At 39.7% G+C, this 11,886-nt stretch carries 11 protein-coding genes and 1 tRNA gene; 2 read left to right on the forward strand and 10 right to left on the reverse strand.

Annotation, left to right across the window (positions count from 1 at the left end):
• Positions 1–21: 21 nt before the first annotated feature.
• The 6 genes from MKY06_RS20030 to MKY06_RS20055 form a co-directional block, all read right to left on the reverse strand.
• Positions 22–540: an NAD(P)H-dependent oxidoreductase gene (locus MKY06_RS20030; protein ID WP_013058609.1), complete on the reverse strand. Its 519-nt coding sequence runs from the start codon at positions 538–540 to the stop codon at positions 22–24.
• Positions 541–679: 139 nt separating this feature from the next.
• Positions 680–1,426, reverse strand: a complete 747-nt coding sequence (locus MKY06_RS20035) for a YwaF family protein (RefSeq protein WP_172738528.1) — start codon at positions 1,424–1,426, stop codon at positions 680–682.
• An 18-nt stretch (positions 1,427–1,444) separates the two neighbouring features.
• Complete coding sequence (locus tag MKY06_RS20040; RefSeq protein ID WP_013058611.1) at positions 1,445–1,615, reverse strand: hypothetical protein; 171 nt, start codon at positions 1,613–1,615, stop codon at positions 1,445–1,447.
• A gap of 142 nt (positions 1,616–1,757) precedes the next feature.
• Positions 1,758–3,281 carry an ABC transporter permease/substrate-binding protein gene (locus MKY06_RS20045; protein WP_053487665.1) on the reverse strand — a complete coding sequence of 508 codons (1,524 nt, stop codon included), beginning with the start codon at positions 3,279–3,281 and terminating at the stop codon, positions 1,758–1,760.
• Entirely contained in the window at positions 3,281–4,231 is a 951-nt protein-coding gene (locus MKY06_RS20050; RefSeq protein ID WP_013058613.1) for an ABC transporter ATP-binding protein, read from the reverse strand. Before MKY06_RS20050 ends, MKY06_RS20045 begins: the two co-directional genes overlap by 1 nt.
• Before the next feature lie 266 nt (positions 4,232–4,497).
• A tRNA-Thr gene (locus MKY06_RS20055) sits at positions 4,498–4,570 on the reverse strand.
• Between the two features lie 210 nt (positions 4,571–4,780).
• On the opposite strand from MKY06_RS20055, the gene MKY06_RS20060 reads away from it, so the two are divergent.
• On the forward strand, positions 4,781–5,833 hold the full coding sequence (locus MKY06_RS20060) for an aromatic ring-hydroxylating oxygenase subunit alpha (protein ID WP_098279134.1): 1,053 nt from the start codon (positions 4,781–4,783) through the stop codon (positions 5,831–5,833).
• A 35-nt stretch (positions 5,834–5,868) separates the two neighbouring features.
• Here the strand turns inward: MKY06_RS20060 and MKY06_RS20065 are convergent, their stop codons facing one another.
• Positions 5,869–7,392, reverse strand: a complete 1,524-nt coding sequence (locus tag MKY06_RS20065) for a DHA2 family efflux MFS transporter permease subunit (RefSeq protein WP_013058615.1) — start codon at positions 7,390–7,392, stop codon at positions 5,869–5,871.
• Positions 7,393–7,658: 266 nt separating this feature from the next.
• On the opposite strand from MKY06_RS20065, the gene MKY06_RS20070 reads away from it, so the two are divergent.
• Positions 7,659–8,561: a TetR/AcrR family transcriptional regulator gene (locus MKY06_RS20070; protein ID WP_013058616.1), complete on the forward strand. Its 903-nt coding sequence runs from the start codon at positions 7,659–7,661 to the stop codon at positions 8,559–8,561.
• Positions 8,562–8,817: 256 nt separating this feature from the next.
• Here the strand turns inward: MKY06_RS20070 and MKY06_RS20075 are convergent, their stop codons facing one another.
• The 3 genes from MKY06_RS20075 to MKY06_RS20085 are packed head-to-tail and all read right to left on the reverse strand — an operon-like array spanning position 8,818 to position 11,822.
• Positions 8,818–9,639, reverse strand: a complete 822-nt coding sequence (locus MKY06_RS20075) for a carbohydrate ABC transporter permease (RefSeq protein ID WP_013058617.1) — start codon at positions 9,637–9,639, stop codon at positions 8,818–8,820.
• Between the two features lie 15 nt (positions 9,640–9,654).
• Positions 9,655–10,557: a carbohydrate ABC transporter permease gene (locus MKY06_RS20080; protein ID WP_098279133.1), complete on the reverse strand. Its 903-nt coding sequence runs from the start codon at positions 10,555–10,557 to the stop codon at positions 9,655–9,657.
• Between the two features lie 23 nt (positions 10,558–10,580).
• Complete coding sequence (locus MKY06_RS20085; RefSeq protein WP_013058619.1) at positions 10,581–11,822, reverse strand: ABC transporter substrate-binding protein; 1,242 nt, start codon at positions 11,820–11,822, stop codon at positions 10,581–10,583.
• Between the last annotated feature and the right edge of the window lie 64 nt (positions 11,823–11,886).

An 11,886-nucleotide genomic window follows, 5' to 3' on the forward strand; every position in this document is an offset into this window, starting at 1 on the left:
GCTGTGACGCGGCTTTTTTTATTATCTTAGTAATCGAGCGTAGCTTTCTGCACTATCTTGAATAACTTTGTCACTCAGATCACCGCCTGCTCCTTGAAATAAAAATGGCGTTTGAAACTTCATACCTGTTAAATTTGCCATAGCTTGAAAAGGAAGAAGCAGATGATTCATTGGGTAACGGTTGTATCCCCCTTCTTGATAAGCTTCTGCAGGGCCCCCTGTCGAAGTAGCTACGACAAACTCTTTTCCCTGAAGTTTAGTACCTTTGCTTCCATAAGCCCAGCCGTATGTTAAGACAACATCTTGCCACTCTTTTAAGAGTGCTGGTGAGCTGTACCAGTAAAATGGAAATTGAAAAACAATACGATCGAATTGAACAGCTAACTCCTGCTCTTTTTCTACATCAATTTTGAAATCGGGATAGTTTGCGTATAAATCATGAACGTACACATTCTCTTCTTTTTTTACTCGCTCTGCCCACGCTTTATTAATACGAGAAGATGCTAAGCTTGGATGCGCTAAAATAACCAGTGTTTTCATTTTGATACTCTCCTTCTGATATTTGTGCTTGCTTTATTCTTTTCTATTTTTATGCTTGCCTCTAACGGCTTGTTCAGTCATTCTTTCCTTTTCCTTCAGAAAATCTGAGTTAGTTTACACTTATAAACTACCAGTATTATCATTCTGCTTCAATAAAATTGACTTTGTTTTTATCACCTTTAATTTTTTTATGTACCCAAAACGGCAGATAAAGGACAAGAAAGCAAAGAATCATGATTCCTTCAATCCATACTAAATACCAAGGATGAGGTCCAAGAACATCCAGTAAGGAAGCGTGCTCTGGCTTTTTCATCATATATAAATAATTCGCCCCGAGTAAACGATTCATAGCATAGATAAAACCTCCGTACAGATTAACAGATACTACGCTTACCCATAAAGAACGAAACGTCGGCTCATATCTGCAGACAGCAATTAGCATACAGCAAGCAAGTACCACACCGCCATGCGATACATAAAACTGCACATAGCGAAACTGGGCATACGCATAGCCGCCAAGGTCCGGGGTAATCATCGCTTGAACAGAGCTGCTGATTCCTGCGAAGTACACAAAATAAAAAAGAAGCCTGCTTTTGGTTATCAGCATAACAGCAGCCAGCAGCACGACTATATCGCTGAGCTGAAGAGGCAAGGAAGTTTCAGCGGACCACTGATGGCAGCTGATTTCCCAAGCCTGGTAGGCTGTTTCTGAAGCAATTAGAATCAGTGAAAGCAAAATGAACACAAACATCTTTTTTCGCAGCTGCTTTCGACACAAAAAAATAAATGCTCCTATGATCACGATAATAGCTAAAGTTACAAGATGTTCAACTGAAAAAAGCTGAAAGGAATGTTGTACAGGATGACACGTAAAAAATGAATTCATAAAAGCGCCTCCCTTCCATCAGAAAACAAATTCGGTACCTTTAGCTTGTTCATAAGGCCTCATTTTCATTAATGCTTCTCCCGCATTAAAAAGAGATTGAGACATAACGAAATCACGCCAATCTAAAGACGGACGAATGGAGTAAATAATCAAGTATGGATCACTTCTTGCACCGCAGTTGATTTCCATGCAAGGCTTCGCTTTCCGCGGGAGTCTTCGCGTTGCCCTCCAATCAACTGCTAGAAACAACTAAAATAAAAAGATCCGAACGATTCATCGTTCGGATTTTCTTTCAACTAACATACTGTTGTCCTAGCTTTTTTCTTCGTTTTTACTCCTTAATTAATCCTTTTTTCACTAAGAATTGATGAGCAACTTCTTCAGCCGTTTTTCCTTTCGCATTTACTTGATAGTTCATTTCACGCATTTCGTCATCACTGATTTTACCGCCCAGTTGATTTAAGATTTTTTTCAGTTCAGGGTGCTCTTTTAGCGTATCTTCACGAAGCACAGGCGCTCCTTGATACGGAGGGAAGAACTGCTGATCGTCTTTTAAGACTTTCAAACCAAACTGTTTGATTTCAGGGTCCGTTGCGTAAGCATCAAGCACGTTAATATCGCCTTTTTCTACAGCGCGATAGCGAAGCTTCGGCTCCACCGTTTTAATATTCGGGAAGGTAAGGCCATATTCTTTTTGAATGCCTACATAGCCGTCTTCACGATCTTTAAACTCAAGCGTAAACCCTGCTTTTACTTTATCTGTTGCATTTGCCAAATCTGAAATAGTTGTTAGATTATTTTCTTTAGCGAATTCTTTTGTTACGGTCAATGTGTACGTATTATTAAACTTCATTGGATCTAAATAGACAAGGCCGAATTTCTTTTGAAATCCTTCTTTTGCCTGCTTGTACACCTCTGTTTCATCTTTGCTGTCCGGCTGTTCCTTTAGATGCGTCACAATGGCTGTACCCGTATATTCAGGGTACAAATCAATTTCCTTGTTACGCAGAGCCTCAAATACAAATACCGTTTTCCCAAGCGACGAACGTAGATTTACTTTCATATCGGTTTGATCTTCAATTAATTCTTTGTACATATTAATTAAAATATCTTGTTCTGCACCAATCTTCCCTCCGATAACAAGGTCTGGTTTTGTTGCGCTCATCGCTGCAAACGGAGAAACAAGAATGAGTATTAATACGATGATCATAATAAACGAGCGTTTTTTGGACCCTTTTTTAGCTGAGTGTTCAATCGTTCGCAGAATTCCATCAAAAATAAGCGCTAATAATGCGGCTGGAATGGCTCCTAATAAAATCAAACTATTATCGCTTCGGTCAATACCAAGCAAAATTAAGCTTCCGAGTCCGCCCGCTCCGATAAGAGCCACGATTGTCGCTGTACCAATAATGAGTACCATCGCTGTGCGAATTCCGGCCATAATGACAGGAAGTGCTAGAGGAAGTTCTACTTTGATTAATCGTCTCCACGAGTTCATCCCCATGGCTTTGGATGCTTCAATTAAAGATGGGTCCACTTCTTTAATTCCGGTATATGTATTTCGTACAATAGGAAGAAGCGAATATAAAAACAGTGCAATAACCGCGGGAAAGGTTCCAATTCCGACAAGAGGAATCAGTAATCCTAATAAAGCGAGTGAAGGAATGGTTTGCAGTACGGCTGTTACGCCAATGATCGGTTCAGCAATGCCGTCATGCCTCGTTAAGTACAGTCCGAGCGGCACTGAAATTAATACGGCGATAACAAGAGCCAGTACGGAAATTTGAATGTGTTCAAGAAGAGCTTGAAACAGTGCATCTCCTCGTTGATCTAATAATGTGCTTAGTGCATTCATTACAGCGTTCCTCCTTCTTTCGTTTTATCAGAAAGAAACGCTAATAGGTTTTTGCGCGTTACAACGCCAATGCGTTTGCTCCCTTTTTTCACGGCTATTGCTTCATGGTCGTAAAGGGCGTCCATTGCCTGCTGAACAGTGGCGGTTGAAGCTAGCTCTTCAGTAGGCTCTACGTCTGGCTGTTCACTTTCTTTGACAAACATATCCAATGTCTCAAATAAAGCATTGCCTTGATTTCCAATAAATGTTTTTACAAATTCATTTTTAGGCTTTTGAATGAATTCCTCCGGGGTTCCAACTTGAACAATTTCCCCATCTTTCATCAGGCAGATACGATCTCCAAGCGTCATCGCTTCGCTCATATCATGCGTAACAAACACAAATGTTTTTTTGATTTTTTCTTTTAAGCTAATAATATCTTGCTGAAGCTGTTCGCGGCTTAACGGATCGAGGGCACTAAAGGGTTCGTCCATTAAAATAACGGGGGGATCGGCTGCGAGGGCACGTGCTACACCTACACGTTGCTGCTGGCCACCTGAGAGCTCAGACGGCTTTCGGTTTCTATATTGCTTTGGGTCTAGTCCTACCAAGGTAAGCAGTTCATCAATGCGCGTTTTGATTTTGTTTTTCTTCCAATGCTTCATCTCGGGTACAATGGCTATATTTTCAGCAATGGTCATATGAGGAAAAAGAGCAATCTGCTGCAGGACATAGCCAATGTTCCAGCGTAACTTATGTATGTTGTGGGCCGATACGAGCTTATCTTTTATGTATAGTTCTCCTTCGGTAATATCATGAAGACGGTTAATCATTTTTAAGGTGGTTGTCTTCCCACACCCACTCGGACCAATTAAAACGAAAAACTCCCCTTCTTTAATTTCTAGATTAATATTTTTCACGGCGGTCGTACCGTCTGGATATTGCTTTGACACATTCTTAAACGTAATCAAATTATCGTTCACACTCCCTGTTGAAATTTAACCCCTAGTTTCGTGTACCCAATACTTAGAGGCAATAAACATTCTTTTAAGAATATTTCTAAATATGATTCATAAGACATAGTGGAAAAGATACACATGTTTTCTCACAGCCTCCTAATAAGGCTATCAAACTGTTAAAGTTTTCACAAGGCGGGGAAGAATAATTCGGAGAAGAATTTTAAAGTCAACACAAATAAAAAAACCTTCTTTCAACAAGAAAGAAGGTTTTTTTAGTATGCTAGCGACAGGGATCGAACCTGCGACCTCTTGCTTACCATGCAAGTGCTCTACCTACTGAGCTACACCAGCGTCTTGGAAAATTATATCACGTTTAAATTTATTTAGGAAGCGCTTTTTTAAATTTTTTTATTGGTATATTCTCTAATTTGCGTCTTCTGAAATTCGCACTTTCTACAAAGTTCCATATTTTATGTTAGAACTCCTTACATAAATTGTGTGAATTTTCTTTTTTTATATTACCCTTAGTAAAAGAGCTTACAAAAGAAGGGAAGAAAATAGATGGAACAACAACCAACCATGACCAAATCAAAAACGGCAACTCCCTACCCAAGAGACTGCACGTTCAGCCTGGAAGATTGGACGACGCTCGCCAAGTATTGGTACCCGGTCGCCCGCTGCAGTGATGTAACAGAGAAACCAACGTCCGTAAAACTACTAGATGTAAATCTAGTTCTATACCGCACGACAAACAAAGTAGTAGCGGCTCGTGATTTATGCGTTCACCGAGGCACCCCGCTTAGCATGGGCTGGGTGGAAGATGATGAAATTGTCTGTCCTTACCACGGCTTCCGCTATGCAACGGACGGCGCATGCACGTCGATTCCAGCTCACCCTGATGCCAACATTTCTCCCCGCCTGTGTATGGCCGTCTATCCAGTTATTGAACGATTTGGATTAGTATGGACTTCCCTGACAGGAGAACAAGATAACCTGCCTTACTTCGATGCTTGGGAGGACCCTGATTTTCAGCAAATTGTTTGTCCGGGCTTTGATATCATGGGTTCGGCCGGTCGTCAAATGGAAGGCTTTTTAGACGTAGCTCATTTTGCTTGGGTGCACACGGACACATTTGGTGATCGAAACAACGCCTTTGTGCCTAAATATAAAGTAAGCGATACAGACTATGGGCTTCATGTAGAATATACCAGCACCGTGAGCAATTATTCCAAAGAACAGCAGCATTTAAATCCACCTGATTTTAAATGGCTTCGCGTCTTTGATGTTTATCCGCCGTTTACAGCTACGCTAAAAGTATACTTCCCAGAAGGCGCAGAGCTGTGGATTATGAATGCAGTCTCTCCTATTTCAGCCCGCGAAACACGTTTATTCGCACCAATCGCTCGAAACTTTGACAAAGATTCTCCCGTTGAAGGTGTGTATGACTTTAACCTTCGCGTCTTTGACGAAGACCGTGAAATGGTTGAAAACCAAAAACCTGAAGACTTGCCTTTAGACCTGCAGATGGAAGCGCATATTATGGCTGATCAAACGTCCATCGGCTACCGGAAATTATTAAAGAAAATGGGCTTAAGCTTTAGATATACAAGCTAAAAGAAATCCCCGCTGTCTCAGCGGGGATTTCTTTTTTATTTAGCAAACTGCTCGCGTCCTGCTTTTTCCTTTATCACTTCATCTTCACTTGCCGGCGTGGCGCGTTTCATAAACAATGAAAGAATTAAGGCAACCACCACTAGTACTACTGAGACGGCAAACGCATCGTTAATTCCTTGTACCATTGCCTGCATCCCAATTTGTTCTTTCATTTGAGCTGCCCCGGCTGCCGTTGCATTCGCTGCTCCTGCTCCGCTCATTGCATCTTGAGCGAGCTCTTTTGCATGCGTAGCTGTACGGTTTGACATCACCGTTACTAAAAGAGCCGAACCAATAGCTCCCGATACTTGTTGAAGCGTGTTATTCATCGCAGTACCATGCGGATTAAAGCGCTGCGGCAGCTGATTTAACCCGTTTGTCATAACCGGCATCATCACCATAGACATTCCGAACATGCGAAGCGTGTAAAGCGTAATGAGCGTTGTATACGTCGTATCAAGCTCTAAGTTACTGAAGAAATACGTCGTAACGGCTGTAATCGTTAGACCCGTTACAGCCAGTGCACGCGCTCCGAATTTATCAAATAATTTTCCGGTAATCGGTGACATCACACCCATTAGCAGCGCACCCGGAAGCATTAGTAATCCTGAATGAAGCGGAGAAATGCCTCGTACCGTTTGAACATAAATTGGCATTAGCAGCATGGCTGAGAATAATGCCATTGTGATCACCATTGAAATCGTTGATGATAAAGCAAACATTGGATATTTAAAAATTCGGAATTCAAGCATAGGTGTTTTCAGCTTGAACTGACGCGTAATAAATAAAATCAGCGCCACAGCTCCTACGATAATGGTGCCGTATACTTCCACAGAATCCCAGCCTTTATCCCCTGCTGAGCTAAACCCGTATAGAAGTCCTCCAAATCCAATCGTAGATAACACAAGTGATAGGAAATCCAAATTGATTTCCACTTTTTCTTTTTTGTCTTTTAATAGGAAGAAAGAGCCTATTAATACAATTGCCGCGATTGGCGTAACAAGGTGGAACAGCATTCTCCACTCATAGTGTTCAATTAGCCACCCTGATAATGTAGGACCAATTGCCGGAGCAAAAATCATAACTAAACCGAAAATCCCCATCGCAGCTCCGCGTTTTTCTAATGGAAAACTTGTGAGCAATACGTTCATTAAAAGCGGCATCATAATGGCTGCGCCTGATGCTTGAATAATACGAGCGGTTAACAATACCGAAAATACGGGCGAAGCGCCGGCAAGTATTGTTCCTGCTGTAAATAAAGTCATAGCCGTTAAAAATAAGCCTCTGACAGAATAGCGCTGAATTAAAAAAGCGGTAGTTGGAATCATAATACCATTCACTAACATATAACCAGTAGAAAGCCACTGGACAGTTGACGTTGTCACATCTAAGTCTTTCATAATAGATGGCAGCGCCACGTTTAATAACGTTTCATTCAACAATGAGATAAAAGCGCCTATTAACAAAATAGCAATTATGCCATAAGGCGGCTTTTCCATTTGATTTATCGATTGACTCATTATTGTACCTCCTTATACTTCAAGTTCATTTTTTTAGACACATGTTCTACATAGAGTATATTATACTGTGAGTTCAATTTATGCAAGCGAAAAATCTTGCGTTCATGTCCTTTATTTTACCGACTTTTTTACTCCTATAACCCTTTTATATCAATACATTGTCGTGATATCGTCCATTTTTTAAAAAAAGAACATTTGTGTAAACGCTTTAAATCATGTATCATAAAGTTGGACCATGAGTCTAATTTTATATTTAGGTGATAATAATGAATAACCGAAAACAGCAAGTTGTAAAAAATGCACACCATCTCTTCGTTGAAAAAGGATTTCAAGCTACGTCTATTCAAGACATCATTGATTATAGCGGCATTTCAAAAGGAACATTCTACAACTATTTTTCTTCAAAAAATGAATTATTAATCGCTGTTTTTACCTGGCTCCATACAACAATTGAACAAGAGCGAAACCAGCTGCTGGTTGGTAAAAGCCTGACCGATGTAGATGTATTTGTTAAACAGATTGATGCACAGATGAAAAACCATCATAAACATAAATTTTTTACATTACTTGAAGAAGTATTTGTTTCCAATGATCCTGATTTAAAAGCATACATAAAAAAAACCCAGTTTATTGAAGTAAACTGGGTTTACAAGCGGTTCATTGATTTATTTGGACAAGAAAAGAAACCGTACCTGCTAGATTGTGCAATTATGTTTCTTGGCATGCTTCATCGCAACTTTCACTATAATTTTATGGTTAACGGCACAAATACTGACCCGCATGAGATCATAAGCTACAGTGTCAAGCGCCTGCTTCCTCTTGTAGACGAAGTAGCAAATGCAGGAGACATTTTGCTCGATCCGCAAACGATTAAAGAATGGCTTCCATCTTGCCCGAATACTAAAAATCAAATAGAACAGGACATTTCTGCAGCACTTATCGATTTAAAAAAACAAGTTCACAAACAATTTACTGATGAATTTGAGCGTCAAAAATGCACAGAGCTTATTAGTTTTATTGAAGAAGAGCTGTTTAAACAATCAAATCCCCGCAAGTTTGTTGTGGATAGTGCCCTTCAATCGTTAAAGCAGCTGTCTGTTAACAACAGTAAAACGCCCCTAGAGGAACTGCAAACGATGATTGATCAGTATGTGAGTGAACTTCATTAAAAAGCGTTTAAGACGTAACTAAATCATTTCAATTTAAAGTCGAACAAATTGAATAAAGGAGTTAGTATAAGTTACTTGTTACACCGCTGTTGATTTCCGTGCAAGGCTTCGCTTTACGCGGGCGGCCGGTGAGCCTCTTTTCCCGCAGTAGCCTTCGCCTTGCCCTTCAATATAACAAAAAAACGAACGATTAATATTTTTTAATTAATCGTTCGTTTATAATTCTAACTAAAATATTTTTATCCCAGCCTCTTTTTTATTTTCCTCCAGTAAACGAGATTCCTTTAATAAAATATTTATTAAAAAACGCATAAATGAGTAAAATGGGAAGTGTAAAAACCATGGAAGCTGCCATAATATAGTTCCAATAACTGATATACTGACCTTTAAATGTGTTAAGCCCTAAAGTTAATGTAAACATATTTTCATCAGACATCACAATTAAAGGCTTCATAAAATCATTCCAAAATCCCATAAATACAAAAATCGTTTGTGCTGCTAGGGCAGGTTTTGCAAGTGGAAGGACTATTTTGAAGAATGTTCCAAACTTTGATAACCCATCCAACTCCGCTGCTTCTTCAAGCTCTTTTGGGAAATTAATAAAAAATTGACGCATCATAAATATAAATGTCGCATTCACCATTCCGGGTACAATCATTCCCTGATAGGTATTTAACCAGCCTAACTCTTTCAAAATTAAAAAATTAGGGATCATGGTTACTTGTCCAGGAATCATAAGCACAGCTAAAATAATAATAAACAAACTTTTCTTTCCCGGGAAACTGAGGCGTGCAAGGGCATAACCAGCCATTGAGTTAAATAGCAAATTCAGAGCTGTTCCTACTACAGCAATAAATAAGCTATTAAACATCCAGCGAGGGAACAGCTTTTGTTCCACAAAGATTTGTTTATAGTTGTCTAGCGTAAAGTGTTTCGGAATAAAGTTCACCGTACCTGACACAATTTCTTCAAGCGTTTTAAAAGAAGCTGACAGCGCCCAAATAAATGGAATTAGCGTAATCAGTGCGTATATGCTTAAGATAGCATATAAAATAAGGACTCCCGTTTTTTTCTTCATCTTTTTCTTCCCCCCTTAGTACATACTTTCTTCTTTTGAAAACTTTCGCTGAAGAACCGTTGCCACCAAAATCACGAGCGCCAGCATAAAGGCTAGTGCTGCAGCATATCCCATGGTTCCTAAATTTTTAAATGCATATTGATAAATAAGAAGAACAACAGTCAGAGTCGAGTTATTAGGTCCCCCTGAACCTCCTGAAAAAATAAACGATTGATCAAACAGCTGAAACGTACCAATTAGTCCCATGATTACCACGAACGATGTAACCGGACGCAGATTCGGAACTGTAATATGCCAAAATCGTTGAAACACATTAGCACCATCCAACTGAGCTGCTTCATACAGCGAATCTGGTACATCCTGCAAAGCTGCCAAATAAATAACCATAAAAAATGGAGCTGTTGCCCAGATGTTCATAATCATAATGGCAATCAAAGCGACCTGCGGATCTCCAAGCCAATTATAAGTCGGAAGGCCAACAAACTTTAAAAACTCGTTCACAATTCCATTTTGATTGTACATCCACATAAAAATAAGCGTTAATACAGCCGATGATGTAAGCGTAGGTAAAAAATAAATAATACGAAAAACTTTTTCTGCTTTCAGCCCTGCATTTAATGTGGCAGCCAGTATAAGTGCCAATGCGGTTTGTACCGGTACAACAATTACTACATACTTCACCGTATTCCAAAGAGCAATTTTAGCTTTGTCATCTTCAAGAACCTTCAGATAGTTCTCAAGCCCTCGAAAATGGAACTCAGTCCCTCCCAACAATTGAACTTTATGTAAAGATAAAAAGATGGCATAAAAAATAGGTGCAATCACAAACAGCAACAGTACAAACAGTGTAGGTGTCATAAAAGCATACCCTTGCCCTACATCACGAGGTTTGTACGTTCGTATTTTTCCGTTTTTCATTTCCTCCACTCCCCCGCCAAGCCTTATTCATAAATACTAATCTCTTGATTTGCCTGCTTTTGTGCTTTTTTCAAAGCTGTTTCTAAATCACTTTGTCCTAAAAAGGCGCTTAAAAACTGGTTATTAAAGTTATTCATAATAATAGGCAAATACGGACCATCTTGCCAGACAGTAGCATAAGCAGCTCCTTTTACCAACGGACCGCGTTTTTCATCTTCAGCAAAACCAAGCTTATCCGCTACGGATTTTCTTGTTGGCAATGCGTACCCCTTACTTGTCCAAGTTTCCATTCCTTCTTTACCAGTTAAGTACTGAATGAGCTCCCAAGACGCTTTTTTCTTTTTCGAGTCAGCATTCATTACATACGCGACCGTAAATGCCATCGTATTTTTATGACCGTTTATTGTCGGAACCTCCGCTGTACCGTAATCAAGTTTTGGAAAGGACTCTTGTAGAAACGGAATCATCCAATTCCCTTCAATTACCATAGCCACTTTTTGTTGTGCAAACATGTCCGTACCTGAGTTTGCGCCTACATCAGAGGGTTGTACAGACGTTTTATCTTTTAAATGCTGATCGATGAGCGGCTGAAGAGCGTCAACGACTTCTTTCGTAGCAAAATTTGCCTTATTGTTCTTTACCACGTCTCCTCCGTTTGCCTGCGCCATATAAAAGATACGTGCTAATTCCGGCGTGACACCAAACGCTTGAATCCCTTTCTTTTTAAATACTTTTGAAACTTCTTCAAACTCACCCCATGTTTTTGGTACTTCTACTCCCGCTTCTTTAAATAGCTTTTTGTTGTAAAATAAGCCTAACGTGGAGTAATCTTTTGGAAAACCATATGTCTCTCCATTTTTTTGAAACGCTTTCAATAATGGTTTCTCAAAATCTTGAACATCAAAATCAGACTTTACATAAGAATTCAAAGGTTCTAAAACTCCTGTATTAATAAGACCAGGCGCTTCAAGTGCATCAAGATAAAAAACATCTGGACCGTTTCCACCTATTAAACGCGTTTTTAGAATATCCATGTATTGATCAGTGATTACTTCATGCTTCACATGAATCGATGGATGGAGCTTTTCAAAATCTTGAATAGTTTGATTAAGCAGCTTCGTCTCTGTTGGGTTGCCTCCCCAGCCGGCTAATACAATTTCGACTTGACCATCTTTCCCGGAAACTTCTTGTACATTTGAACATCCAGTTAAAGCTGCTCCGGCTACTGCCAGAAGCAAACTTAAAGCGAGTACCCACTTCTTCATTAGCTGTCTCCTTTCATTTCATTGACCTGCAGCTTATTAATAGACGCTTAATAAGCCCCAGTCG

Source organism: Priestia sp. FSL P4-0332 (genome assembly GCF_038005845.1).
Taxonomy (GTDB): domain Bacteria; phylum Bacillota; class Bacilli; order Bacillales; family Bacillaceae_H; genus Priestia.

Coding starts and splice junctions, on each gene's coding strand:
- MKY06_RS20030 (WP_013058609.1), bottom strand. CDS start 540: ATGAAAACACTGGTTATTTTAGCGCATCCAAGCTTAGCATCTTCTCGT.
- MKY06_RS20035 (WP_172738528.1), bottom strand. CDS start 1,426: ATGAATTCATTTTTTACGTGTCATCCTGTACAACATTCCTTTCAGCTT.
- MKY06_RS20040 (WP_013058611.1), bottom strand. CDS start 1,615: ATGGAAATCAACTGCGGTGCAAGAAGTGATCCATACTTGATTATTTAC.
- MKY06_RS20045 (WP_053487665.1), bottom strand. CDS start 3,281: ATGAATGCACTAAGCACATTATTAGATCAACGAGGAGATGCACTGTTT.
- MKY06_RS20060 (WP_098279134.1), top strand. CDS start 4,781: ATGGAACAACAACCAACCATGACCAAATCAAAAACGGCAACTCCCTAC.
- MKY06_RS20065 (WP_013058615.1), bottom strand. CDS start 7,392: ATGAGTCAATCGATAAATCAAATGGAAAAGCCGCCTTATGGCATAATT.
- MKY06_RS20070 (WP_013058616.1), top strand. CDS start 7,659: ATGAATAACCGAAAACAGCAAGTTGTAAAAAATGCACACCATCTCTTC.
- MKY06_RS20075 (WP_013058617.1), bottom strand. CDS start 9,639: ATGAAGAAAAAAACGGGAGTCCTTATTTTATATGCTATCTTAAGCATA.
- MKY06_RS20080 (WP_098279133.1), bottom strand. CDS start 10,557: ATGAAAAACGGAAAAATACGAACGTACAAACCTCGTGATGTAGGGCAA.
- MKY06_RS20085 (WP_013058619.1), bottom strand. CDS start 11,822: ATGAAGAAGTGGGTACTCGCTTTAAGTTTGCTTCTGGCAGTAGCCGGA.